This is a genomic window from Peptoniphilus phoceensis (assembly GCF_001517665.2).
Classification (GTDB): domain Bacteria; phylum Bacillota; class Clostridia; order Tissierellales; family Peptoniphilaceae; genus Peptoniphilus_A; species Peptoniphilus_A timonensis.
Genome location: NZ_LN999809.1, coordinates 624590 through 649466 on the forward strand (window position 1 = coordinate 624590; position 24877 = coordinate 649466).

General features: G+C 32.0%; 23 protein-coding genes. 6 read left to right on the forward strand and 17 right to left on the reverse strand.

What is annotated here, in order from left to right:
• Window positions 1–20 precede the first annotated feature (20 nt).
• The 8 genes from BN3657_RS07210 to BN3657_RS07245 form a co-directional block, all read right to left on the reverse strand.
• Window positions 21–380, reverse strand: a complete 360-nt coding sequence (locus tag BN3657_RS07210) for a hypothetical protein (RefSeq protein WP_062552365.1) — start codon at window positions 378–380, stop codon at window positions 21–23.
• 73 nt (window positions 381–453) lie between these two features.
• The gene (locus BN3657_RS07215) at window positions 454–1320 is read right to left on the reverse strand and encodes an S-layer homology domain-containing protein (RefSeq protein ID WP_062552366.1); all 867 of its coding nucleotides are present in this window, start codon (window positions 1318–1320) and stop codon (window positions 454–456) included.
• Between the two features lie 107 nt (window positions 1321–1427).
• A complete protein-coding gene (locus BN3657_RS07220) occupies window positions 1428–1979 on the reverse strand; it encodes a hemerythrin domain-containing protein (protein ID WP_082676835.1) in 552 nt (183 codons plus the stop codon).
• 4 nt (window positions 1980–1983) lie between these two features.
• Window positions 1984–2565 (reverse strand): hypothetical protein, encoded by a 582-nt coding sequence (locus tag BN3657_RS07225; RefSeq protein ID WP_062552367.1) that lies wholly within the window; start codon window positions 2563–2565, stop codon window positions 1984–1986.
• 302 nt (window positions 2566–2867) lie between these two features.
• Complete coding sequence (tnpA, locus tag BN3657_RS07230; RefSeq protein ID WP_062551533.1) at window positions 2868–3323, reverse strand: IS200/IS605 family transposase; 456 nt, start codon at window positions 3321–3323, stop codon at window positions 2868–2870.
• Window positions 3324–3480: 157 nt separating this feature from the next.
• On the reverse strand, window positions 3481–3663 hold the full coding sequence (gene rpmF, locus BN3657_RS07235) for a 50S ribosomal protein L32 (RefSeq protein ID WP_019124550.1): 183 nt from the start codon (window positions 3661–3663) through the stop codon (window positions 3481–3483).
• A 2-nt stretch (window positions 3664–3665) separates the two neighbouring features.
• Window positions 3666–4196: a YceD family protein gene (locus BN3657_RS07240; protein WP_062552368.1), complete on the reverse strand. Its 531-nt coding sequence runs from the start codon at window positions 4194–4196 to the stop codon at window positions 3666–3668.
• Window positions 4197–4267: 71 nt separating this feature from the next.
• The gene (locus BN3657_RS07245) at window positions 4268–5464 is read right to left on the reverse strand and encodes an acetate kinase (RefSeq protein ID WP_062552369.1); all 1197 of its coding nucleotides are present in this window, start codon (window positions 5462–5464) and stop codon (window positions 4268–4270) included.
• Between the two features lie 101 nt (window positions 5465–5565).
• Here BN3657_RS07245 and BN3657_RS07250 point away from each other — a divergent pair, with 101 nt between their 5' ends.
• Window positions 5566–6708 carry a tRNA(Met) cytidine acetate ligase gene (locus BN3657_RS07250; protein ID WP_062552370.1) on the forward strand — a complete coding sequence of 381 codons (1143 nt, stop codon included), beginning with the start codon at window positions 5566–5568 and terminating at the stop codon, window positions 6706–6708.
• A 91-nt stretch (window positions 6709–6799) separates the two neighbouring features.
• Here the strand turns inward: BN3657_RS07250 and BN3657_RS07255 are convergent, their stop codons facing one another.
• From BN3657_RS07255 to BN3657_RS07275, 5 genes are all read right to left on the reverse strand, one after another.
• Window positions 6800–7552: a YfjL-like protein gene (locus tag BN3657_RS07255; protein ID WP_062552371.1), complete on the reverse strand. Its 753-nt coding sequence runs from the start codon at window positions 7550–7552 to the stop codon at window positions 6800–6802.
• A 73-nt stretch (window positions 7553–7625) separates the two neighbouring features.
• Complete coding sequence (locus BN3657_RS07260) at window positions 7626–10181, reverse strand: DUF4268 domain-containing protein (RefSeq protein WP_062552372.1); 2556 nt, start codon at window positions 10179–10181, stop codon at window positions 7626–7628.
• 96 nt (window positions 10182–10277) lie between these two features.
• Complete coding sequence (locus tag BN3657_RS07265) at window positions 10278–13382, reverse strand: type I restriction endonuclease subunit R (protein WP_062552373.1); 3105 nt, start codon at window positions 13380–13382, stop codon at window positions 10278–10280.
• A complete protein-coding gene (locus BN3657_RS07270) occupies window positions 13375–14658 on the reverse strand; it encodes a restriction endonuclease subunit S (RefSeq protein ID WP_062552374.1) in 1284 nt (427 codons plus the stop codon). Before BN3657_RS07270 ends, BN3657_RS07265 begins: the two co-directional genes overlap by 8 nt.
• Window positions 14648–16150 carry a type I restriction-modification system subunit M gene (locus tag BN3657_RS07275; RefSeq protein ID WP_062552375.1) on the reverse strand — a complete coding sequence of 501 codons (1503 nt, stop codon included), beginning with the start codon at window positions 16148–16150 and terminating at the stop codon, window positions 14648–14650. The genes BN3657_RS07270 and BN3657_RS07275 overlap by 11 nt, the downstream gene beginning before the upstream one ends.
• A gap of 321 nt (window positions 16151–16471) precedes the next feature.
• Between BN3657_RS07275 and BN3657_RS07280 the strand changes: the two genes are divergently transcribed.
• The 3 genes from BN3657_RS07280 to BN3657_RS07290 are packed head-to-tail and all read left to right on the forward strand — an operon-like array spanning window position 16472 to window position 18590.
• On the forward strand, window positions 16472–17884 hold the full coding sequence (locus BN3657_RS07280; RefSeq protein ID WP_062552376.1) for a Y-family DNA polymerase: 1413 nt from the start codon (window positions 16472–16474) through the stop codon (window positions 17882–17884).
• A 17-nt stretch (window positions 17885–17901) separates the two neighbouring features.
• Complete coding sequence (locus tag BN3657_RS07285; protein ID WP_062552377.1) at window positions 17902–18246, forward strand: hypothetical protein; 345 nt, start codon at window positions 17902–17904, stop codon at window positions 18244–18246.
• On the forward strand, window positions 18246–18590 hold the full coding sequence (locus BN3657_RS07290) for a DUF5960 family protein (RefSeq protein ID WP_019138418.1): 345 nt from the start codon (window positions 18246–18248) through the stop codon (window positions 18588–18590). The genes BN3657_RS07285 and BN3657_RS07290 overlap by 1 nt, the downstream gene beginning before the upstream one ends.
• A 34-nt stretch (window positions 18591–18624) precedes the next feature.
• Here the strand turns inward: BN3657_RS07290 and BN3657_RS07295 are convergent, their stop codons facing one another.
• Both BN3657_RS07295 and BN3657_RS07300 read right to left on the reverse strand, forming a co-directional pair.
• The gene (locus BN3657_RS07295) at window positions 18625–19866 is read right to left on the reverse strand and encodes an FprA family A-type flavoprotein (RefSeq protein WP_019138419.1); all 1242 of its coding nucleotides are present in this window, start codon (window positions 19864–19866) and stop codon (window positions 18625–18627) included.
• An 11-nt stretch (window positions 19867–19877) separates the two neighbouring features.
• Window positions 19878–21815, reverse strand: a complete 1938-nt coding sequence (locus BN3657_RS07300; protein WP_074017854.1) for an acyl-CoA dehydrogenase family protein — start codon at window positions 21813–21815, stop codon at window positions 19878–19880.
• Between the two features lie 238 nt (window positions 21816–22053).
• Here BN3657_RS07300 and BN3657_RS07305 point away from each other — a divergent pair, with 238 nt between their 5' ends.
• A complete protein-coding gene (locus tag BN3657_RS07305; protein WP_230204198.1) occupies window positions 22054–22704 on the forward strand; it encodes a nitroreductase family protein in 651 nt (216 codons plus the stop codon).
• Window positions 22704–23732, forward strand: a complete 1029-nt coding sequence (locus BN3657_RS07310) for a PTS transporter subunit IIC (RefSeq protein ID WP_062552379.1) — start codon at window positions 22704–22706, stop codon at window positions 23730–23732. Before BN3657_RS07305 ends, BN3657_RS07310 begins: the two co-directional genes overlap by 1 nt.
• A gap of 79 nt (window positions 23733–23811) precedes the next feature.
• Here BN3657_RS07310 and trhA read toward each other — a convergent pair whose 3' ends face one another.
• Both trhA and BN3657_RS07320 read right to left on the reverse strand, forming a co-directional pair.
• Window positions 23812–24465 carry a PAQR family membrane homeostasis protein TrhA gene (trhA, locus tag BN3657_RS07315; protein ID WP_062552380.1) on the reverse strand — a complete coding sequence of 218 codons (654 nt, stop codon included), beginning with the start codon at window positions 24463–24465 and terminating at the stop codon, window positions 23812–23814.
• A 93-nt stretch (window positions 24466–24558) separates the two neighbouring features.
• Window positions 24559–24825 carry a GNAT family N-acetyltransferase gene (locus tag BN3657_RS07320; RefSeq protein WP_062552381.1) on the reverse strand — a complete coding sequence of 89 codons (267 nt, stop codon included), beginning with the start codon at window positions 24823–24825 and terminating at the stop codon, window positions 24559–24561.
• Window positions 24826–24877 lie beyond the last annotated feature (52 nt).

Here is a 24877-nt window from a genome sequence, read left to right on the forward strand (position 1 = left end):
TGCCTATTTAATTTTAAGGATCAGTTTTCATTTACTTCTACAACTTTAATATTGGAATTTTTCCAACTAGCTCTTTCTCCCAATCTTTCTACAATATCAATTAGAAGCTCATCTTCTTCAAGCTCTTCTCCCAAAGGAAGTACTCTTGTATCCATATCATGGGAAATCATATCAACTTCTGGACCTAAATCTTTATGGACAATCACCCTATTTTTTAAGTTCATTAGCTCGTCATCATCTTCTACTTTTAAGTATCTTCCATCTTTTCTAGTATAGAAAAAAATATCTTGTCCATATTTTTCCCTATAATAAATTATGTAAGTCTCACAAGAAAATTGAAAACTTCCAAGTGGACTAATGTCAAAAATTACTTTTTTCATTATCTCACCTGGAAGTATTATATCATAAAATCTTGTATTTTATAATTTAATTAAACTTTTTGTAAAAATATTGTTAAATATGACGTACTATTGAAGAGATAACTTCTTCCCTCTTCATTTCATTTTTAGGATTAAATTTTTTATTTGAATCCAAATTTAAATACTTTGCATTAAGTGCCTTATTTACAGATTCCCTAGCATAATGAGAAATGTTTTTGCCGTCATTTATAGTCCAATTTTTTCCATTTTCTAATTTAAAAATATTAGAAATAACTACAGCATAATCTTCTCTAGTAATATGAGCTTTTGGAGAAAAAGTTCCATCTCCCTTTCCCTTCATTATTCCTAGATCATATGCCATATTCACGTACTTGTTATTAGTATCTTTAAAGTGCTTTATTGACCCTTGAGAAGATCTCTTGTACTTAATCTTATAAGCTTTAACTGCAACTTCTGCAAATTCTTCTCTTGTTATTTGAGCTTTTGTATTGCTAGCAAGATCCTTTGAAAAAAGTTTTAGACTCTCAGCCTTTAATAAATCCTTATATGCCCAATTGCTGTAATTTCTAAAAATAGGAGCTTTACCTAAATGCAGTTCATTTGTAAAATTTGAACTTTGATCTTTGTTGGCAAATCTAAGTCTAAAAGAATATCCACTAGAAGGACCAACCTTAGCGTTTAATTCATTTTGACTAAGAGAAATAAATTTTTTATTATTTTTTTCAAGTACATTTTTCTTAAATGTTCCCTTATTTTCATTTCCTTCACTTTTAACTTCGATTTCAATTAAATCATTAGCCTTGGCATTTTTAATCTCAAAATTATAAACTTCATTGTCTTTAACTGCACTGACATTTAAAGGCATAGCAACTTCTTTAGCTGCAAAGACTTCTAATGGCAAAGCAATTAACATTATCATCAATATAAATATTTTCTTCATTTTTCACCTCGAAGACTCATAATACCAAAAAGTCTTGTGAAAATCTTTATTTCATAGATTTTGTAATAAATTTGTAATTTTTTTACTAATCTGGGAAAGTATTAAAATTATAATCCCAATAATTTCATCAAATTTTCCTTATCTTTTAAATACTCTTTTTCATCCTTAATTCTTTCTTCCATTTCTTTTTTTACATTCACTTTTACTTCTTCAGAAAGATTTTTTTCAGCAAAGGGATATACAGTTTGATTTTCTTTTTTTGCATGGTCCCTTAAAAGTTCAACATAAGACATGGCATTTGTTAAAATGTGAAGTTTTGCAAGATCAGAAGAAGACTCTTCGTATAGATTTAAATTATTTTCAAGCTCCATTACATATCCTCTTGCCATTTGATGCTCCACAAGCATTCCAGACCTAACAACTTTTTCTGCTATAGGTCCTAGATTTTCAAGCATTGCCTTAAATAAAATATCTTCCTCTTTTTTATGATGAAGTCCATCAGCATATTTTCTAATAAATAATATAGCATTTCTAAAAAATTTTATATCAAGATTGCCATCTAAAATTTCTAAACATTTTTCTTCCATTTTGTCACAAAAGTTAATAATTTCTCTGTGCTCTTCTTCTAAATAATCTATGGTACTTTTTAAAGAATCCACTATATCACTTCCCAATTACATAATTTTCGTCTATCTTTTTATATTTTAAATTAGACTTTTCTAAACTTCCAGCTATAAAACTGTCTCTAAGATTCCAGTAAATTTTTGGATCTAGGTATTTTTCCCAAATTTCTTTGTGGACATCTCTTGCTATATTAAAAATAACTTCATCATCTTCATTTTTTAGAATCATAAGGGCATGATCACAAGGCATGCCATCTAAAAATTTTGAACTAATAAAATTAAAGACTTGGCTTGGAGAGTTTCCGGCTTCATAAGATTTACCAATTTCATAAAATTTATCTTCTAAATCTTTTATGGTAAAATCTTTTAATAAATATAAAACAGTTTTTGCAAGCCTATTTTCACTTCTCTTAACCCTTTCATCTAGCCATCCGTGAATGTTACTTTCGTCAATTATATCCTTTAGATCTCCCTTTTCTATTAAAAATTTTGCATCTAATTCTTTTTTTAAACTATTTTTTTCATCTTCATCTAAAAGATTTAATAAATCTTCTAAAATATTCTCTTGAAACATAATTTTATCGTACATCATATAGTGAATATATCCTAAAAATAAACTCATCTTATCCCTCTTTTCTATTAAAATTTTAACATTAAATTACAAAAAACAATGTGACAAATATCACACTTTACTTTTATTTAAATTAAAACTAATAGAAAACCCTCTTAACAAAATCTTGTAAAGAGAGTTTTTTCAAATTTATATAATTAAAAATTACAAAAATAAATTATCTCAAATATTAAAAACAATAAAATAAAAATCCACCGGCGTAGCCGGTGGTTTTGCTTTTGCGGTCCAAAGGACCTTTTTTGCTAGCTGCGTCTCAAGGACGCTTGTGGTTTACCACTTGCAATTACTACTAGCTAACCCCTAAAGGGGTCTGTGTTGTCCATTGTTATCTGACCACTTAATTCATCCTCTTTAAGTTGGTTATGAATATACTCTTTTATTGCTTTTGTATTTTTTCCTGCTGTATCTACATAGTATCCTCGGCACCAAAATTGCCTTCCTCTGTATTTGTATTTTAAGCTACCCCACTTATCGTATATCATAATACTGCTTTTGCCTTTTAAAAATCCCATAAAACTAGATATACTCAATTTTGGTGGTATTTCTAACAACATGTGCACGTGATCTGGACAAACTTCTGCTTCTATTATGTTAACTCCTTTCCAGTTGCAAAGCTCTCTTAATATTGCACCTATTTCTAATCTTTTGCTTCCGTAAAATACTTTTCTTCTATATTTCGGAGCGAACACTACATGATATTTACAATTCCATTTTGTATGTGATAGACTATGTGTATGATTTAAATTCATAAAAAACCTCCTGTTATTTTTGTGTTCTGGTAAACCACAATTTATTTTAACATGGAGGTCTTTTTTTATTAGTTTTTCATCGCTAAAGCTAAATTGAACCCCTGGTCTAACCAGGGGTATTCTAATTACAAAAAAGCGAGACCTAAGTCTCACTTTATTATTCAGCTTCTGCAATAATTTCTTTGCCTGCATAGTGTCCACAAGAAGGACAAACTCTATGAGGTAATTTCATTTCATGGCAGTTAGGACATTCAACTACTGTTGCTTTATTTAATCTATAAGAAGATGCTCTTCTCTTGTTTTTTCTTTGTTTTGAAGTTTTTCTCTTAGGTACGGCCATTTCTACACCTCCTCATCTTTAAATAAATCTAATAACTTCCCAAATCTTGGGTCCACAACTTCTTCTACTTCTTCTTCCACACAATCACAAGGTCCATCATTTAAATTTTTGCCACAATGTGGACAAAGTCCCTTGCAATCTTCACTACATAAATTTTTTCCATTTATGGAAGTGATAATTTGTGAAAAAATAATTTCTGAAAGGTTTATGGAATCATCTTTAATTTCAAAGTACTCATCTACAGAATTTTCATCATATAGACTCGGATCTTTAAAATTGTAAGCAATGTAACTTGTCTCTTTTTCTTTTACAAATTCCTTGAGACATCGGTCACAAATCGCCTTAAATTTGTAGGAAATATTGAGACAAAGTTCTAATTCCCCTGTCAAATCATGAATATATCCACTGTACTCTACAGGATAGATGAGATTGAGATCTTCTAAATTCAAATCTGTATCATTATCTTCTAGAATACCATCAAAGTCTAATCTGATATCATCAGAAGACAAAAAAGTAAAAAGATCTAATTTCATATACTCACCTCAAAAATACATACAAATTATTATAACTTTTAAAATTTAAATTGTCAATACTATATAGAAAATTATGCTTCAACAAGTTCCTTAGTATCTCTTGCAATCATAAGCTCTTCGTTAGTTGGAATAACAAAAACTTTGATAGCAGAATCGTCAGAAGAAATAAGTTTATCTTCTCCTCTTACGTTGTTTCTTTCAGGGTCTAATTTAATTCCTAAAGATTTTAATCCAGCAACTATTGATTCTCTCATTTCAATAGAGTTTTCACCAACACCAGCTGTAAATACAATTGCATCAACATGATCAAGTTCTGTCATGTAAGAACCAATATATCCACGAACTCTTTTTTCAAAGATATCAAGTGCAAGTTTTGCTCTCTTGTTTCCTTTATCTCTTGCTTCTTCAATGTCTCTGAAGTCACTTGATACTCCAGAAATTCCTAGTACGCCTGACTTTTTATTGATAAGAGTGTTAATTTCTTCAGTAGAAAGATTTTCTTTATCCATAATGAATGGAAGAATAGCTGGGTCTAAATCACCACATCTTGTACCCATTGCAAGTCCTTCAAGTGGTGTGAAGCCCATTGATGTATCAATAGATTTACCATTTTCAACTGCACAGATACTTGAACCATTTCCTAGGTGACAAGTGATTAGGTTAACTTCATTTACATCTTTACCTAGCATTTCTGCTGCCTTATTTGTAATGTATTTGTGAGAAGTTCCGTGGAAACCAAATCTTCTAATTTTATATTTTTCATAATATTCATATGGAAGAGCATAGATGTAGCTTTCTTCTGGCATAGTTTGGTGGAAAGCTGTATCAAATACTGCAACTTGTTTAACATCTGGAAGAAGTCTTTGACAAGCCTTTATTCCCATAATATTTGGTGGGTTGTGAAGAGGAGCTATTTCAACATTATCTTCAATTCCCTTTAAAACTTTATCATCAATAATAACGGATTTAGCAAAATCTTCGCCACCGTGTACAACTCTGTGACCTACTGCATCAATTTCATCAAGAGATTTTATTGCACCGTATTCTTCATTTGTTAGGGATTCCATTACAAGTTCAAGAGCTCTCTTGTGGTCTTGCATTGGTGTTTCAATAGTTTTCTTTTCCTTACCTATTGTTTCGTGTTTAATTCTTGAACCTTCAATTCCGATTCTTTCAACTAAACCCTTTGCCATAACATCTTCAGTTTCCATATCAATAAGTTGATATTTAAGAGAAGATGATCCGCAATTAATAACTAATATCTTCATATTTCCTCCTCGTGTTTTTTAAATTTATTAAATATAGTATAATAACTAATAATTAGTTTATAACAGTTGTAGCCATTAGTCAATAATTGGAGATTTAAAATATGAAAATTGCTTCTATAATAGCCGAGTATAACCCCTTCCACAAGGGACACGCTTATCAAATTAATAAAATAAAAAAGGACTATACAGACTTTATTGTCGTCCTAATGTCTGGAAATTTTGTCCAAAGGGGCGAACCTGCTATTATAGATAAATACAAGAGGGCAAAAATAGCAGTGGATAATGGTGCAAGCCTTGTATTAGAATTGCCTTTACTTTATTCTACATCTAATGCAGAAATTTTTTCATTAGGGGCAACAATTATTTTAAATTCTATGGGCATAATTGATAGACTTTACTTTGGCAGTGAAAATGACGCATCCACTTTAAAAAATTTATCAGAAAAAATCTATAAAAATTTGGATGATGAAAAGATAAAAAAATTTTTAGCAGAGGGAAATTCATATATAAAATCCCGTGAACTTGCCATGGATTTTTTAAGTCAAGAAGAAAAAGAAATAATAAAAAAACCAAATAACATATTAGGACTTGAATACTTAAATAGTCTTGCAAAATTAGATTCAAAAATCGAAGCTCACTCAATAAAAAGAAAAAATGTAAATCACGACGATGGCTTTTCCCTCGGTGACTTTGCATCAGCATCTCACATAAGAAGACTTGCTTATGAGGGAGAAGATGTCAGCAAATTTATTCCTGATTATAAATTAGTCCCAGAAAATAATCTAGAAAATTATTTTGAAATTTTTAAATACAAGATGATTTCTGAAAAAATAAACTTCAATGAATATTTTGACTATGAAGAAGGACTTGAAAATAGACTTTTAGAAAACATCGATGCTAAAAACTTTGAAGAATTTATAGAAAAAGTTCATTCCAAAAGACACAGCAGATCTAGAATTAAAAGACTTGTAATTGAAATTATATTGGATATAAAAAAAGACCTAATAAAAAATTCTTTAAAAGAACCCTACACAAGAGTCCTTGCTTGTGACGAAAGAGGCATTGAAATTTTTAAAAAATCAAAAAATAAAAATAAAATTTATTCATTTAAATCCTTTTACGACAGCTCAACTGGCATCACAAAAGAAATGCTTGATAAGGAAATTTTGGCAAGCGATCTTTATAACATAAAATCTGGAAAAATAAAAACAGACTTTACCACTGAAGTCTACAAAAATTTATAAATTTTTAAAAATCAACGTTTTAATAAAAGACAAAAAGAAACTCTCATCCTAGGAAATCCTAAAATAGAAATCCTAGAATGAGAGTTTTTTATTAGTCTTTGGTTTTACTTATTGCTTCTTCATAAATATTTTTAAATTTCTTTAGGTCCCTATTCCTTACAACATCTTCTGGAACATCGTAGACTCCAAGAGAATTTTGCCATGACTCAGCTTCACCATCAGGTTTTTTATTTTCCTCTGGAATTAAAATAACAGAATATTTAGTGACCTTTAAAGAAGTCTTGTCCAAAATTTTTTGTGAATCGCAAAGAACATCTAAGCACTCTTCAAGATTTGGATTTTTTGAAAAACCAACAACTTCTGCACTCACTTCTTCCTTAAAATTATCAAAATCAAATTCTTGATCTAAGACTAAGTCTTCTCTAGGGACATCCTCAACTGTGTTTAAAGAAATATCATAAGGAAAATTATACTTTTTCTGAATAGTAGCCCCATATTCCCTTAACTCATCTAACAATCTAATCTTGGTATTAAATAAAATAGAATCGTAAGTATCTTGTTTCAACTTACCAAAGCTATCAAAGCCCAAGATAAATTTAGTATCCTTACTTTTTTTGCTGCTAAGCCTTACAGTGTAGTAGCCATCCTTAAAATTATAAAAGGTCTCATCACGCTTTAAGTCCAGATCCTTGTAGTGGGTCTTTATATATTTATCAGCAGACTTTTCCGCTATTAGCCTAGAAATAGGATTTCCAAATATGGCAAAATAAAAAAATAAAAAAATTATAGCAAAAACAATACCAAGTCCTATAAAAAATTTTTTGAAATTAAATTTCTTCTTCATAGTCACCAACTCCAGCTTTTATTTGTGTAGATTATAACACAAAAAAACTCGAGCCACGCCCGAGTTTATAATTTTATTTATTATATTGACTATTAAATTCTCTAAGTCTTGGAACAAATTCCTTATAAAAAGCATCGCTCATTTCTGCGTGGAATTTTGCAATTTTTTCCCAATTTGACTTGTCTTTTGAGTTTATGTTTTCTATAGCTACTTCAATAGTAGAAACTTTTTTATCATCTAATCTATTCCAATAAAGTTTTAAACCTAAACTATTTTCTATATTTTCTTTATATTTATATAGATAATCAAAAGCTGCCTTATTTGTTTCCTTGTCAGGCTTATTTAATGTCATCGAAACTTTGGCAGATTTCATATAAAAATAGCAAGAAATATAAAATCTGCGTATTCCTATTGAACCTACTATCCATGAACCCTTTGATCTTGTGTTGTTCTTAAAAGAATCATTATCTATATTTTCTTCTTTTATTATAGGAATAGCATAGTTCCAATATTCTTCTCTTATATTTTCTGGAGTCCTATCAAAATTATCAGAGTCTTCAAAATAAAAAATTAAATTATCAGGATCTTCTTCATATAATTCAAAAAGTTTACTTAATATTTTAATTTTTGTATTTGTATTATTATTTGTAGAAACAAAAATATTCTCATCTATTTTTTCAAAACTTCGCAAGTCATTAGAAGTTGTAAAGAAATTAAGTCCTAATACATCCCTTGGCTCTTCTCTGACTAAATTAATTAATTGAGACTTATCTTCTTCATGCAAGATTTTTATTATAAAAGTAAAGGTTTCTGACCAGTTTCTAAAAGATGACTCTTCTCCCCTGAAGTTAATTTTTAGAATCTTCTTTCCCTTTAAGTCGTAATCATCATCAGCTAAAGAAATATATTCAAGGTCTTCCCTTTGTAATTCAAATTTCGTAGTAGGATACTTCCAAATCTCATAAACTGAAAGATCAAGAAGATCTTTGTGTCTCTTTTCTATTTCCTCTTCTCCCCAAGAATCTAATAATGCCAAATCTTGGTTCATCCTAATTCCGCTTTTTTTAAAACCATGCTTTCCATCTCTCTTTTTCTCAAAAGAAGAATTTCCCATATCAGAATTATATCCAGTTATAGTAAGATTACCTAGCTTGTGAATCCACTTTTCATGAATTTCTTCAGCGTTATCTCCCAACTCTTCATACCAATCATCATTTAATTTTTGCGGCATAACATGTTCAATGCTATAAGTTCCTTCATCTAAATGATTGTAAATATCTCTGGTTTCCACAGTATTATAGTTTTCAATTTTATTAAATAAATAATTTTTAAACCTTCCACGCATTAAATAAATTTCTTTGTTATTTAAATTTTCATAAAATTCCTCATCTTTAGGAAATCTACCAGAATCTCTCCTTTGAGTAAGATTATATTTCAATTTTTCAACATAATTTTCAGTAGTGCCATCATACCTGACAATATCTTTATTTAAATTGAGAAAAATTTTGCTTAAAGCATTACTTGCAACTCCACAAATATTTCTTCTAAATAAATAGATTTCAATAGTATTAAAAATTCCAATTAAATCATCAAGACTTAGCATGCTTTCATCATTTAGGCTAAAAACTTCCATAAAGAAAGGTTCTGTTACACTTATTTCCATCTTCTTTAAATTAAACATGGAAGAATCTAGGTCTTTATTTTTAAATCCGCTTTCACCATCAAGTAGCTTTTTATAGAATTTAGAGTATTTAAGCATATCTTCTAGCAAAGTTTCCAAAGATTCGCTATGTCTATTTACATAATCTTTAAACTCAAAATAAACTTTAGACATAGTGGGCATGGAAAAAGTTTTAATACTCAAGTAATTTCTTACAAAATTATCTATTCTTTTATTAGTAAAATCTTCAATTTTTATCCAATACTTTTCAAAATATTTATTTTGCTTTTCTAAAGGCAGATTCATGAGAATAAAATTCCTTATCTTATCACCTTCACTGAGAGCAAGACCCGTTGAATTTAAACTTTCAAATATAAGTTGAGCATCGTCGCCCTTCTCTAAAGTAATAGAGATAACTTGAAGTCTTTGAATAGCAGAATAAATTTCATCGATAATATGAGAATCCTTTTTTAATCTCTCATAAAAATATTTATAATTAATAGTCAAATTTGAATTTTCTATATACTCGTCTTCTTCTCCAAAAATTAAATAATGAAGTGCCTTCCTATCTCTCTTAACAGGGATTAATTTTACTTTGTCATCTTCCTTAGCCCACTTGGAAATAATAAATCTTTCCATTATTTGCTCATTTAAATCCACTTCATTAGAATAAGCTTCGCCTTTCTCAACTAACTTGGCAATAGCTAAAAGAAGAAGAGTTACAGTAGTTAGTCTCTGTTGCCCATCAATAATATGATATTCAGTAATAGACCCAGCACCAACAACATCAGAAACAATACTTCCAAAAAAGTGATTACCTTCCTTATCTTTTGCGAGTCTTAATAAATCATTATAAAGTTGTTTGCAGTTTTCAATCTTCCAATCATATCTTCTTTGATAAACAGGAATAATATACCTGTGGTTAGGACCCTCCATGTAAGAATATAATTGGATGCCATCACCCTTCATTAGCTCCTCCAGTTTCTATATTATTAATTACATTTTATTATTTATTAATTACATTTTAACATATAAAAAAGGAGCTCATGGCTCCTTCTTATATAATTATGCTTCCATTAACCCATCATAATACTCTGCTTGTTCTACTATTAAATCGATAACATTGTTTCTTTGGTCCTTTGGGTATTTGTACTTGGCCAAAAGTCTTTTTACCTTTCTCCTCATGTTTGCTCTTCCAGACTCTCTCATCATCCAGTCCGAAGTCATTTCTTGTGCTATTGTCCTAGTAAGTTCTTGAGTAAATGCGATTAACTCTTTATCTGTATAGAAATCTTTTATATTTTCCGGTTTACTTATTGCATGATAAAAGGCAATTTCTTCACGACTAAGTCCCAAGGCCTTATTTTCTTCATGTAGATTAATTAAATCTTTGGCTAGCTTTAAGAGTTCGTCTCTTACACTTCCTAATTTATATTCACCCTTATCTGTAGCTTCAGATGCTATGCCAATAAATTTATCCAAGCTTTCTGCATTATCCACCATAGTCTTCCTATAGTTTTTCATAATTTTTCTAAGTCTTTCAGAAAATTCTTCTCCCTTAATGATGTCGCCCTTAGAGCTTACCCTAATTTCATCTCCCAAGAGCTTGTTGAGAAGTTCGATGCTAAGATTGCTTTCTTTCATATTAGATATTTTTTCCAAGAATAATGGATCAAATAAACTAAATCCCTTGTCAAAATCTCTAAATAAGTTAATTACACCGTCACTATGAATAGATTGCTCTAGTAGTTCACCAATTTGCTTGTCTATGTCTTTTTTATTTAACTTGCCTGGAGAAGTAATCCTGTTTAAACTTGTCCTTATTGCTTCAAAATAAGCAGCCTCTCTTTGTTCAACTTCAGTAGAAATAGAAGAGCAAAGTGTGTGTGCTTGCTTAAGAGCATAGGCTTCCTTCTTAAAATCATCGACCTTATTGTCGGCAAAGCCTAAAACATGATTCAATCCTTCAGTAATTAAATCAGCAAGTTCAATATTATTAATCTTTTCAGAAAATATCTTAGAATAATTAAAACTATGGAAGAAAACATTCCTGCAAACTTCAAGCTTTTCCTGGAAGAGAGGATAAGCCGAATCTCTAATATTTGCATTGTCAATAGCTTCTTGATCTGCTTTCGTGTAATCACTCATGGCTTTCTTTAGGGCATTGGCTATTCCAATATAATCTACAACAAGTCCACCTTCCTTATCCTTAAAGACACGGTTTACCCTTGCAATGGCTTGCATCAAGTTGTGACCCTGCATTGGCTTGTAAACATACATAGTAGAAAGACTTGGTACATCAAAACCAGTTAGCCACATGTCCACAACAATGGCAATCTTGAAAGGATCATTGTCATCCTTAAACTTCTTTGCCAACTCTTCCTTGTCCGACTTGTTGCCAATTATTTCCTTCCACTCTTCTGGGTCATTGTTGTTTGGAGTCACAACCACCTTAACTTTTTCATCCCAATCAGGATGAATTTCTAAGATTCTCTTGTATATTTTTACAGCAATTTTTCTATTGTAAGCAACAATCATAGCCTTGCCTGTCAAAAGATTTTCTCTACTTGTTTCATAATGCTCTAGAATATCCTTTACCAGGGTGTCAATAGCTTCATCAGAACCAATAATTTGTTCCAACTTACTTAGGTCTCTCTTGCTTCTTTCTATATCATATTCGCTGGCACTCTCTGATAATTCTTCATATTTTTCATCAATTTTCTTAAGTATTTCTTCATTTAAACCTAAATTAATAACCCTGTTTTCATAATAAACTGGTTTAGTAGCACCATCTTCAACAGCTTGACTCATGTCATAGATATCGATGTACTGACCAAAAATTTCTTGAGTGTCCTTGTCGTTAATACTAAGAGGAGTTCCAGTAAATCCAATGTAAGTTGCCTTAGGAAGGGATTGTCTCACAAGCCTTGCCATACCAGATTGGACCTTGCCATCCTTAGAGATTCTTTCCCTCAAACCATACTGTGACCTGTGGGCCTCGTCTGCCACTACTATCACATCTTCCCTACAAGTTAGGGGCTCTTCTGACTCGGCGAATTTCTGCATAGTTGAGAAGAAAATCCCATTGGATTCCCTATTATTAAGTAACTTTTTTAAGTGAGCCCTTGACTCTGCCTGAACTGGATTCTGTCTCAAGAACTTGCTTGCCCTGGCAAACTGTCCAAAAAGTTGAGTGTCAAGATCATTCCTATCAGTTAAAACAACAAAGGTAGGGTGTCCAAGTTGATTAATAAGAGAGTGGGCGTAGAATACCATGGAGAGAGACTTACCTGAGCCTTGAGTATGCCAAAAAACCCCACCCCTTCCGTCTCCAGCCATTACAGCCTCAAGAGTAGAGTGAACAGCCTTGTGGACTGCAAAATATTGGTGGTATTGAGCCAAAATCTTATTAGTCCCATCATCCTTGTGTTCAAAAAATATAAAATTTTTAATAATATCTAAAAACCTATTCTTATCAAGAACCCCTTCCAAAAGTGTCTTGTAGTCAGCGTACTTAGTGGACTCATAAGACCCATCAGTAGATTTCCACTCCTTGTACCAGGCTTCACCAGCCGTAATAGTCCCCAGCTTCGTAGTAGTAAAGTCCGAAATAATATTAAAGGCATTGTAGACAAATAGGTCTTCAATATCATATTGATAATTCTTGATTTGCCTATAAGCACTAGTTACATCTGCAATTTCAGAGCTAATAGACTTTAACTCAATGACAACTAAAGGCAGGCCATTTACAAAAATAAGAACATCAGGCCTCTTGGTGTCTTTTCCAATAATTGTCAACTGGTTAGTGACAAGAAAGTCGTTATTGTCTATGTCCTTGTAATCAATCAGATAAACTCTCTCAGTCTTTTCTCTTTCACCATCATGGGTAGAAATCTCAAGACCATCTTGCAAGTATTCAAAGAAGGTCTCATTCCTATTAACAAGGAGACCTGCATCAATATTCTTTATCTTGTGAAGAGCTTCCTTTATAGCTTCATCTGAAATGTCAGGATTAATTCTTCTAAGAGAATCTTCCAGGATTTCAGAAGCCAATGGTGACTTCATGCTATCTCTTACAATTTCTTGGTGAGGGAGGTAGCGGTAGCCTAAGTCCTCAATAAATTTTATAAAGATTTTTTCAAAACCATCTTCTAAATAAATTTCACTCATTTTTTACCTCCTCTCCTTTAATTTTTACATTAGAGACGTCAATTTCTCCTGACATTAATTTTGGTAAAAGGGCATCTCTTATTTCAGCAAGCTTTTTATTTTGATTTAACAATGTTCTAATAAAATCACTTATTGGTTTTACGGATTTTAAAAATTGATCTAATACTTTATTATTAGGTATAAGAATTTTTGTTTCTCTAATTATTTTTGAATTGACTGCATTTCCAATTGATGAAGTATTTCCTAAAGTTTCAAAAGAAAAATTTTTAAAATAAAAATACAAATATAAACTATTAATAATTGGATTTTTTAATTGAGCAATGGCTTCATTAGTACATATTTTTTCAGATGTTATTGCTATCCTTCCAACAGTTAATTTAAAACTTAAAATTAATGTGTTCTCTTCTACTAAAGGAATGTTGAACTTATCTATTGCTTCTTCTGTTAAAAATTCTGTTGTATCAGATATATACATATCTGAATTCCCCATATCTTTTATGGAAACCCATTTTATGCCTTTCTTATCATTAAACCATTCACTTTCTTTGCGCGGTGGTGTTCTCCCTATCTTTAAGTCACATATATCTTTTACTTCTCTTACTTCCCAGCCTTCAGGAATCAAGCCCAATTCGCTTTCAACAAAATTTCCGTCTTGGAAGGGTTCAAAATCAATAAACCATGACTTAAAAATAGCTTGCGCTTGCTCTTCCAAATTAGCAATTATTTTATTATTAACTTCAATTTTTCCATCTAAGTTGTTCAATATATTTGCAATTCTATTCTGTTCTAAAATATCTGGAACAGGTACCAACAATTTCCTGAAATCCGTTTTATTAAATTTAGGTTGAGCACTACCTGTTTTTATAGAATCTAATGAAAATTGACCATATATGCTTTTGAACCAATAATAATAAAAATCATCATTTTCTTTAGTTTTTACTACTATTGAATTTGGCCCCAGGCTCATCTTATATTTTAAATAGGGCGTTTTAAATACTGTCCCAGCATTTGCACCAACATTTGAAATAATTATTTCCCCACCAAATAACTTAGTCTTATCTAAAAATTCATAGCTTTCTTTTGTTATATATTTAAATTCTCCGTTAAAATTATTGTTATAATCAACTAGCCTAATAAGTATAAATTTACTACTAGCTACATATTCAGTATTTTCTTTAAGGGTTGCAAAACTTCCATTTGCAACATAGTCTGTTATCGTTTCGGTTATTGAACTAATGGGTTTATAATGCCAATTTCTTAAATTTTTAAATTTCATAACCAATAGCTCCAAGATTTTCCCTTATAAGTTCTTCCAAATCATTGGATTCCTTAAATAATTCTCCCAGTTCACTTGTAAGTCTTTCCATCTTTTCATCAAAGGGCTCGTCATCTTCTTCTCCTTCTTCTAGTCCCACATATCTTCCTGGTGTGAGGACAAAGGAGTTTTCTTCTAGCTCGTCTAGTCCTGCTACATGGGCATAGCCAAGCTCTTCTACATCTTCTCCCTTGACAAAGTCCTTGTAGCTATCTGCAATTTTTTGTATATCTTCTTCTGTTAAGTCCCTGTGGGCCCTGTCAATCATTTTTCCCATATTCCTGCAATCTATAAATAGGGTCTTGTCCTTTTGCTTCTTGTTCTTATTTAAGATCCAAAGAGAAACAGAAATCCCTGTGGAATAAAAGAGCCTGTCTGGCATGGCAATAATACACTCAACTAAGTCATCTCTTATTATAGCTTCTCTTATTTCTCCTTCTCTTCCTGATGCAGATAGAGATCCATTGGCAAGAACTAGGCCCATCTTTCCCTTGGATCCAAGATGATAAATCATGTGCTGCATCCAAGCGTAGTTGGCATTGCCCTCTGGTGGAGTCCCATACTTCCACCTAGAATCTTCTAAGAGCTTATTTCCTCCCCAGTCCTTTAAATTAAAGGGTGGGTTTGCAAGAATATAGTCTGCTCTCATAGACTCGTGCTGGTCATTGAAGAAGGTGTCTGCTGCACCATGGCCAAGGTCTCCTTCAAGTCCATGGATGGCAAGGTTCATTTGAGCAAGCTTCCATGTGTTTGCATTGGACTCTTGACCATAAATAGAAAGCTCGTTGATCCTTCCCTGATGGTTTTCCACGAATTTTGCCGATTGAACAAACATGCCCCCTGCACCACAACAAGGGTCATAAACTCTTCCCTCGTAGGGTTCTAATATCTCAACTAATGTCTTAACTATACTTGTAGGCGTATAGAATTCTCCTGCATTCTTACCTTCTAGTGAAGCAAATTGTGCTATTGAATATTCATAAGTCCTGCCAAGTATGTCCTTTGAATTCCCATGTTCCTTTAGTTTTAAGTTGTTGAAGAGGTCAACTACTTCTCCTAGTCGTCTCTTGTCTAGTTCAGGTCTGCCATAATTTTTTGGAAGGATTCCTCTTAGTCTGTCGTTTTCTTCTTCGATTGCCACCATTGCCCTGTCTATTACTTGACCAATTTCTGCTGTCATTGCCTTTGATGCAACATAGTCCCATCTTGCTTCCTTTGGCACGAAAAATATATTTTCTGCCATGTATTCGTCACGGTCTTCTTCGAATCCGTCGCCTTCATCTAATAATTCTCTATATTTTTCTTCAAAGCTATCTGATATGTATTTTAAAAATATTAGGCCCAAGACTACGTTCTTGTATTCAGCAGCATCTACATTTCCTCTTAGTTTGTCTGCTGCACCAAAAATTTCTTTTTCAAAGCCTAAGTTTGCACTTGATATTTTTTCTGACATTTTATCTCCTTGTCCTCTTAAATTTTTTAAAGGTAAACATTATCATAAATAAATTATAACATGCTTACTTGTTTTTCTTTAGTGAAATATAGAAAAGAATTTTTTAATTTTTAAATCTTAATTATTTTTTATGAGTTCATAAATTTTCAAAACTTGCTTATTTTTATAATCTAATAAATTTGTTCAAACTTATAATTTTTGTGAACTTGTGTTTTTAAGTCAAATGTTCTAAAATATATTTAATTGAAACTATTGTTTAAATATGTATTCTGTTTTTTGAAAAATTGATTTTTATTTATTTGATTTTTCTCGAGGTGGCTTATGACTTTTATTGATTATTCTTTAGAACCTAAATCTGATATTGCTTTTGTGGACATCAAGTCTTTTTATGCCAGTGTTGAGTGTGTCACGAGAAATCTCGATCCTCTAACTACTAGCCTTTGTGTTATGAGTAGGTCTAGCAATTCTAAGGGTCTTATTCTTGCAAGTTCTCCTCTTTTCAAGAAGATTTTTGGGAAAAGTAATGTGGGAAGGGCAAGTAAGCTTCCCTTTGACATCGAAACTAGAAAGTTTAGCTTTGAAAAGGCCAGGAGACAAAATATTGAAATCACTAAGGATTATATCGATTTTATTGAGAAGTGGGCGAAAAATACTCTTATTGTCCCTCCAAGAATGGCTCTTTATATTGAAGAAAATTTAAAAATCCAAAAAATTTTCCAAAACTATGCTCCTAGAGAAGACATCCTTCCCTACTCTATTGATGAGGGTTTTATTGATCTTACAAAAAGTTTAAATTATTTTGTTCCCGATAAATGTCTTTCTAAGAAATACAAGTTGGACCTTGTTTCTTCTATGATTCAAAAAGACATTTGGGAAACAACTGGTCTATATTCCACTGTTGGCATGAGCAATTCTAATCCCCTTCTTGCAAAGCTTGCTCTTGATAATGAAGCTAAAAAAACACGGACTATGCGTGCAAATTGGTCTTATGAAGATGTGGAATCAAAACTTTGGGCTATTGATGATTTAAGTGATTTTTGGGGAATTGGTTCTAGATTGAAAAAAAGACTCAACTCTATGTCAATTTATACTGCTCGCGATCTTGCTAATTATGATCCTGATATTCTTAAAAAAATTTTTGGTGTTATAGGACTTCAACTTTGGTTTCACGCAAATGGTGTTGATGAGTCCAAGTTATCAAAACCTTATAAGCCAAAATCAAAAGGTCTTGGAAATTCTCAAGTTCTTCCTCGTGACTACGAAAATCAAGATGAAATTGAAATTGTCCTTTCTGAAATCGCTGAGCAAGTGGCTATTAGAATTAGAAGGCTAAAGAAAAAGGCTTCTGTAATTTCTATATATGTTGGTTTTTCTTATACCGAAAATAAAAAGTCTATTAATGCAAGAAAAACTATTAGACCAAGTCAATCTACTAGGGTCTTACAAATGGAAGTGCTAAAGCTTTTTAGGGAAAGATATAAGGGTGGTTCTGTGAGAAATCTTGGGGTAACCTATGATAATTTAGTAGACGAATCTTCCACTGTTTTTGATTTTTTTGATGATGTAGAGGCTATTGAAAGGGAAGAAAATCTTGATAGTGCAATTGATGAAATACGTGACAGATTCGGTTTTACTTCTATTCAAAAGGCTACATCTTTTGTTGAAGGTTCGAGAGTTATTGAAAGAAGCAAGTTAATTGGTGGTCACTGTGGTGGCATGGATGGTGTTAAATAATTTTAGGAGGTATTTGTATGGTTGACAGGTCTTATTTGCCCTTTAAGTCTGCTAGAGAATATATGGATAGGGGAATGGCAAAGTGGATGGGATTTTTTATTTCAGAACATACCTCTGCTCTTCACAAAATGGGTGATTTTATAGATTTTTCTTCTCAAATGACGCGAAAAGAGCTTATTCTTTTAATAAGTCAGGTCTATGTAAATAATCTTGAGGTTCTCATTTATACTAAGCTGAGAAAAGATGCTTACTCTGGTAGGATTAAAGAAATTTTTCACGAAAGTATTTATTTAAGTGGCGATGAAGCCCTGAATATTTCTTTTGAGGATATTATAAAAATTGTACTTTTGGAGGAATTATAATGTGTTTAGAAAGAAACTCTCTTCAGTTTGATTATTTTTCTATTAATTACAAAATTTTCGAGAATGATTTCTATAAGTTCTCAAATTTAAATGTTCCTTTAATATTTTTAACTTCTGATATTCTCCAACACATGTCCTCCACTGGTCACAATTATTTTAGATTAAATTCAAAGAATGCAGCAGATAAAAAGAACCACTATTTTATTTTTAATAAAGTTTATATTAATAATAATTTTATTATTCAATTTAAATATTTGGGACATATTTGTCCTATTGATTTTCATAAAGAATTTTTCATTGAAAACAAGATAAATTATTGCAAAAAAAGAAGCTACATCAAATGATATAGCTTCTTTAAATATTTTAATAAAAAGTTTATTATTTATCAGCTGATTTTGCTTTAACTTCTCTAATCTTAGCCATTGATTCGATAATAGAATCTGCAAGAGCTTCCATATCGTTTTCGTTAGCCTTGTTAAGAGCTGAGTTAAGTGTAACTCTTTCTGGAAGTACGTCGAACATCTTAAGATTTTCGTCAATATATTCTTCAATCTTATCGCCAACTGTACAAGCCCAAGTACCATTTTCAATGATACCAACAGTTCTGTTTTGAACGTTAAGAGCTTCAAGGTCCATTAAGAAGTTTTTCATTACAGGGTAAATACCTAAGTTGTAAGTTACAGATGCAATTACAATGTGAGAGTATTTAAATGTGTCTGCAATTAGGTAAGACATGTGAGTGTTACTTACATCGTGAACTACTACATTAGTCATTCCCTTATCACAAAGTCTTGATGCAAGAGCTTGTGCAGCACGTTCTGTATTTCCATACATTGATGCATAAACAATCATTACGCCTTCTTCTTCTGGTTCATATCTTGACCATTTGTCATATTTTTCGATGAACCATCCTAGGTTTTCTCTCCAAACTGGTCCGTGAAGTGGACAGATGTATTTAATATCTACAGTTGCAGCTTTTTTAAGAACATCTTGTACGAATGGACCATATTTTCCTACGATATTTGTTAAATATCTTCTTGCTGGGTCAAGATAATCTCTTTCGAAGTTAACTTCGTCAGCAAATAGTTTACCATCAAGTGTACCGAATGTACCAAAAGCGTCAGCTGCGAATAGTACTCCGTCAGTTGTATCGAAACTTACAAGAACTTCTGGCCAGTGAACCATAGGTGCTTCTAAGAAAATGAATTCGTGCTTACCAAAGGAAATAGTGTCTCCTTCAGCTACAACAATTGATTGTTCATCGTCTACATGGAAACCATATTGACGCATGAATTCAAAACCTTGTTCACTTGCTATAACTTTTACATCTGGGTATCTTAAAACAATTTCATCAATAGCAGCAGCATGGTCTGGTTCTAAGTGGTGAATTACTAGATAATCTAGGTCTTCTCCATCAAGAACTTCAGATATATTTTCTAAATAATCTTTTACAATTGACCAGTCAACTGTATCAAATAGTACGTTTTTTTCATCTTTTAGTAAATATGAATTATATGTTACTCCTTCTGGAATAGGAAAAATATTTTCAAATAATTCTAGTCTATGATCATTTCCACCAACATAGTAAAGATCATCTGTGACTTTTCTAACAGTATACATTATATCCTCCTTTATTTTCTATCAGCTGGGAAATCAGCTTCAATAAAGTTTTGCTTTTCTTCTTGACATTCTGGGCATGTCCAATCATCTGGTAGTCTATCAAAATCTGTACCAGGATCGATTTCGCCTTCTGGATCTCCGAAGTTTGGATCATATTCATATCCACAGCCTGGGCATACCATTACTTTGTAGTTAGGAGCTAATTTTCTAGGTTTAGATCTTCTAACTTTCTTCATTGGAGGTGCTGGTTCTTTTTCACCAGTTCCAAGTGCTTCTGCAAGAAGTGGCATAATTTCAAACATATCTCCAACTATACCATAGTCACAGTTCTTAAATATAGGAGCTCCAGCATTTTTGTTAATTGCAACAATTGTTGATGCATTTTTAATACCCTTTAAGTGTTGGCTTGCTCCAGAAATACCACATGCTATATATAGGTTACCATTGAATTTTTGTCCTGACATACCTACATATCTTTCAAGTGGTACAAGTTTTAATGTTTCTGCAACTGGTCTTGATGAACCTAGTGCAGCACCAGCAGCGTGTGCAAGTTCTCTTGCCATGTCCATATTTTCTTCTCCGCCGATTCCCTTACCAACTGAAACAACTCTTTCAGCATCGTAAACAGGAGTATCAATATCAATTCCTACAGAGAAGTCATATCCATCTTTCTTTAAGTTTTTAACTAGTATATCAACAGCTTCTTCAGCTGTATCTGCTTTTATTATTTCTCTTTTTCTATCTCCAGTGATAGGACCAGCTTTTTTATCTATAATAGCTGCTCTACCTTTTTTCTTAGGAGCTTTACCAACAAGGTGACTTGCAACTACAACTCTTTGGATTTCAGAAGTACCTTCATAGATAGTAGTGATCTTAGCATCTCTGAAGAATCTTTCTACATCCATTCCCTTTAGATATCCATTACCACCGTGGATTTGAAGAGCTTCGTTAACAACCCACATAGCAACTTCAGATGCAACTGTTTTTGCCATTGCAGCTTCCATTGAGTAGTTTTCGTGATTTTGTTTCATTTCAGCAGCTGAATAAACCATAAGTCTTGCAGCTCTGATTTTAGTAGCCATATCTGCAATCTTGAAAGCGATAGCTTGTTGTTGTGCTATTGGTCTTCCAAATTGGATTCTTTCTTTTGCATAAGCAAGTGCAGCTTCATAAGCGCCTTGTGCAATACCTAGAGCTTGAGATGCAATACCAATTCTACCACCATCAAGTGTTTGCATTGCAATTCTAAATCCTTGACCTTCTTTACCAAGTAAGTTTTCCTTTGGAACCTTAACATTGTTAAATTGAAGTTCGGCAGTAGTTGAAGATCTAATACCTAATTTGTCATAGTGATCTCCAAAAGTGAATCCTTCCCATCCTTTTTCTACTATGAAAGCAGAAATTCCGTGAGTTCCGATACCTGGTGTAGTAACTGCATAAACTACATAAGTGTCAGCAGCTGGAGCATTAGTAATAAAAATCTTGTTACCATTTAAGATGTAGTAATCTCCATCAAGAACAGCAGTAGTTTCTGTACCACCTGCATCAGAACCAGCGTTAGGTTCAGTTAATCCAAAAGCACCAAGTTTTTTACCTTGAGCAAGAGGTTTTAAATATTTTTCCTTTTGTTCCTTTGTACCGAAAGCTTGAATTGGATAAGATCCTAATGAAGTGTGAGCTGATAATACAACACCAACACCTGCATCTACTCTTGATAATTCTTCAACAGCGATTGCGTAAGAAATAACATCCTTACCTGCTCCGCCTTCTTCTTCAGGGTATGGAAGTCCCATCCAACCGTTTTCGCCAATCTTCTTAACTATTTCTTCTGGAAATTCATTGTTTTGATCAAGTCCAAAAGATAATGGCTTGATTTCTGCTTCTGCAAACTCTCTGATAGCCTTACGAAGGGCTTCATGTTCGTCAGTTGTCTTATACATATTTGACATATTTTCCTCCTTTTAAGATTAAAGATAATTAAAGTAATTTATACTTTAATAGTTAAAAACAAAAGATACACCAAGATGGTATACAATAATTAAAGTATACAACAACTTCTTTAAAGTGTCAAAACATTTCCACTAAATTTTGAATAAAAATTTAAAAGTTTTTAATTCAAATCTTTTCGTTTTCACTAATATTCTTATACCCCTTTTTATTAAATTTATACTCAATTTAATGTATTAATTGAAAAATACTTTTTTTGTTGTAAAATATAAAGTTAACAAGAAGAAATTTATCGCAATTGGAGGAATTATGGACTTGGAAAATTTATTAAAATGGAGAAGATCTTACAGAAAGTTTGACGAAAATAAACTACTTTCTCAAGAAGATATTGATGCTATTTTAAATTCTATAAAATATGCATCTTGTGCAAATAACAGACAGTATTTGAGATTTATCTCTGTTGAAAAAAGAGATAAAGTATTGGAAATTTTCAATAATAGCAAATGGGCAGCATCTCTAGCTAATGAAGCAGGTAGACTTAAAGAGGGAGAAAGACCTGTTTATTTTATTGCTGTTTTAAGTGATAATGAAAAAAAATTAAGATTTGACGGTGTTGACCAGGGACTTGTTATTTCAAACCTTACTCTTGCAGCTGCAGAAAGAGGAATTGGATCTTGTATAATTGGGAGTGTAAATGATAATAAAATGCGAGAAATTTTATCTTATGATGAAAAATATACTTGTAATCTTGTAGTTGCTTTTGGTTATCCGAAAGTCAAATCTACTATAGAAGAAATTGATATTTCTCATGACCAATCATATTATCTTGACGACAAAGGAAATTATATTGTTCCCAAATATAAACTAGATGACATTTTAAGGAGAATATAATGAAAGAAAATCAAAATAAAAGTTTAAGTGAACTTATAAAAAGAAAGTCAAAGTTATATTTCATAGATGCTCTTGGAGCTATGGCTTTTGGTCTTTTTGCAACTCTATTAGTCGGAACAATTTTAAATACTATTGGAAAAAGCTTTGATATTTATTTTTTAACTGATGTCCTTTGGCCTCTGGCTCAAAAGGCAACAGGACCTGCCATTGCAGTTGCCATTGCAACAGCCATGTCTGCTCCAAGTCTTGTGGTTTATGCTGCTACTGTTGTTGGTATTGCTGGAAATGAACTTGGTGGTCCCATGGGAGTTTATATAGCCACTATAGTAGCTGTCGAATTTGGAAAACTTGTCAGCAGAAAAACAAAGGTAGATATAATTGTAACACCTGCTGTGACAGTGTTAACTGGTGTATTTGTTGCAAACTTTGTTGGTCCTTACATAGGAAATTTTATGAATCTTTTGGGAGCAATAATTATAAATGCAACAGATAAAGCTCCTTTCTTTATGGGAATTATTGTGTCTGTTATAGTTGGAATTGTACTCACACTTCCAATTTCCTCAGCCGCTCTCTCAATGATGCTTTCACTTTCTTCTCTCGCTGGCGGTGCTGCAACAATTGGTTGTTGCTGTCAAATGGTAGGATTTGCCGTTATGTCTTATCGAGACAATAAAATCGAAGGTCTCGTAGCTCAAGGACTTGGGACTTCTATGCTTCAGATGCCAAATATTGTGAGAAAACCTATAATAATTATCCCACCAATAATTTCATCTGCCATCCTTGGACCTGTTTCTACAATTATTTTTAAACTAGAAAACACTCCACTTGGATCTGGAATGGGTACAAGTGGTCTTGTTGGACAAATCTCAACCTTTGCTGCCATGCCAAATGTGCCCTTTATGAAGCTTTTGGGAATAATTTTACTTATGCATATTATTCTGCCAGCCCTTTTGACATCTTCAATTTATGAAATTTTTTATAGAAAGGGACTTATCCAAGACGGAGATATGAAACTTTATTTTAAATAAAACTTTAAATTTTAGGCGGGAAATCCCGTCTATTTTTTGCAATAAAATAGGCTCATCAAAAGAGATGAACCTAAAATTTTTAGCCAATATAGATATAAAATGCAACAAAGTGGACTATCGCTGCTGCCAATACAAAGAAATGCCAAATTATGTGATTGTATTTAAATTTCTTTGATTTGTAAAAATAAGTTCCTGCTGTATAAACAAGACCACCTATTACTAAAAGCAACATAAATTTCCAAGTTGTGTTAGTTACAATTGGCTTAATTAAAAATACAGAAAGCCAGCCCATAGCAATGTAAATAATAACAGAAATTGTCTTTAACTTGTCGTATTTTTGATAAGTTGCAATTTTAAAAACAGTTCCAAAAATTGCTATTGCCCAAATTAAAATAATAAAAAATAATCTGAATTTTCCCTTTGTTAGTAAGAGTATAACTGGTGTAAAACTTCCTGCAATAAAATAATAAATAGATACGTGGTCAAAAATTCTAAGAATCTGTTTTGCTTTTTTGTGTTGGATTGCGTGATAAATTGTACTCATTAAAAACATAAATATAAAACAGCCACCATAAATGGAAAAGGCAACAGTCTTTAAAACATCGCCATCTCTCACGCTTGGAATAATTAACATCAATAAAAAAATAATTCCAAGTAAAACACCAATCCCATGACTAATTGAATTAGCTATTTCAATTTTTAAAAAGTCTCTGGACTTTATATTTTCTGCCATCTCATCACTTCCTTTTGACAATTATATAATCTCAAAATAAAAAGGTAAATAAATATCTAATTCATAAAAAAAGATCGGCATAGCCGACCTTCTTTATGCTCTCACATCATTAAATTCACTTGACTCTAGTTTTTTCGCAACATATGAGCAAGTTCCTTTAATTTTTTTATTTTCACGTCTAGCATCTTCAACTAATTTTTTTACAAGTTCACCTGCGAGTCCTTGTCCACCAAATTCTTCTTTCACAATAGTATGTTTGGCATCAATTACATCGCCCTTTTCTTCATATTGTAAGATTCCCTTGTAATTTGTTTGGTCTTCACCTATATAATAACAATTTTTACCTTTTTTAACTTCCATAAATTATAACCTCCTATTTTAAATGCTCTTATTTATATACTACCCATTTAAA

Coding starts and splice junctions, on each gene's coding strand:
- BN3657_RS07210 (WP_062552365.1), bottom strand. CDS start 380: ATGAAAAAAGTAATTTTTGACATTAGTCCACTTGGAAGTTTTCAATTT.
- BN3657_RS07215 (WP_062552366.1), bottom strand. CDS start 1,320: ATGAAGAAAATATTTATATTGATGATAATGTTAATTGCTTTGCCATTA.
- BN3657_RS07225 (WP_062552367.1), bottom strand. CDS start 2,565: ATGAGTTTATTTTTAGGATATATTCACTATATGATGTACGATAAAATT.
- tnpA (WP_062551533.1), bottom strand. CDS start 3,323: ATGAATTTAAATCATACACATAGTCTATCACATACAAAATGGAATTGT.
- rpmF (WP_019124550.1), bottom strand. CDS start 3,663: ATGGCCGTACCTAAGAGAAAAACTTCAAAACAAAGAAAAAACAAGAGA.
- BN3657_RS07240 (WP_062552368.1), bottom strand. CDS start 4,196: ATGAAATTAGATCTTTTTACTTTTTTGTCTTCTGATGATATCAGATTA.
- BN3657_RS07245 (WP_062552369.1), bottom strand. CDS start 5,464: ATGAAGATATTAGTTATTAATTGCGGATCATCTTCTCTTAAATATCAA.
- BN3657_RS07250 (WP_062552370.1), top strand. CDS start 5,566: ATGAAAATTGCTTCTATAATAGCCGAGTATAACCCCTTCCACAAGGGA.
- BN3657_RS07255 (WP_062552371.1), bottom strand. CDS start 7,552: ATGAAGAAGAAATTTAATTTCAAAAAATTTTTTATAGGACTTGGTATT.
- BN3657_RS07260 (WP_062552372.1), bottom strand. CDS start 10,181: ATGAAGGGTGATGGCATCCAATTATATTCTTACATGGAGGGTCCTAAC.
- BN3657_RS07265 (WP_062552373.1), bottom strand. CDS start 13,382: ATGAGTGAAATTTATTTAGAAGATGGTTTTGAAAAAATCTTTATAAAA.
- BN3657_RS07270 (WP_062552374.1), bottom strand. CDS start 14,658: ATGAAATTTAAAAATTTAAGAAATTGGCATTATAAACCCATTAGTTCA.
- BN3657_RS07275 (WP_062552375.1), bottom strand. CDS start 16,150: ATGTCAGAAAAAATATCAAGTGCAAACTTAGGCTTTGAAAAAGAAATT.
- BN3657_RS07280 (WP_062552376.1), top strand. CDS start 16,472: ATGACTTTTATTGATTATTCTTTAGAACCTAAATCTGATATTGCTTTT.
- BN3657_RS07285 (WP_062552377.1), top strand. CDS start 17,902: ATGGTTGACAGGTCTTATTTGCCCTTTAAGTCTGCTAGAGAATATATG.
- BN3657_RS07290 (WP_019138418.1), top strand. CDS start 18,246: ATGTGTTTAGAAAGAAACTCTCTTCAGTTTGATTATTTTTCTATTAAT.
- BN3657_RS07295 (WP_019138419.1), bottom strand. CDS start 19,866: ATGTATACTGTTAGAAAAGTCACAGATGATCTTTACTATGTTGGTGGA.
- BN3657_RS07300 (WP_074017854.1), bottom strand. CDS start 21,815: ATGTCAAATATGTATAAGACAACTGACGAACATGAAGCCCTTCGTAAG.
- BN3657_RS07310 (WP_062552379.1), top strand. CDS start 22,704: ATGAAAGAAAATCAAAATAAAAGTTTAAGTGAACTTATAAAAAGAAAG.
- trhA (WP_062552380.1), bottom strand. CDS start 24,465: ATGGCAGAAAATATAAAGTCCAGAGACTTTTTAAAAATTGAAATAGCT.
- BN3657_RS07320 (WP_062552381.1), bottom strand. CDS start 24,825: ATGGAAGTTAAAAAAGGTAAAAATTGTTATTATATAGGTGAAGACCAA.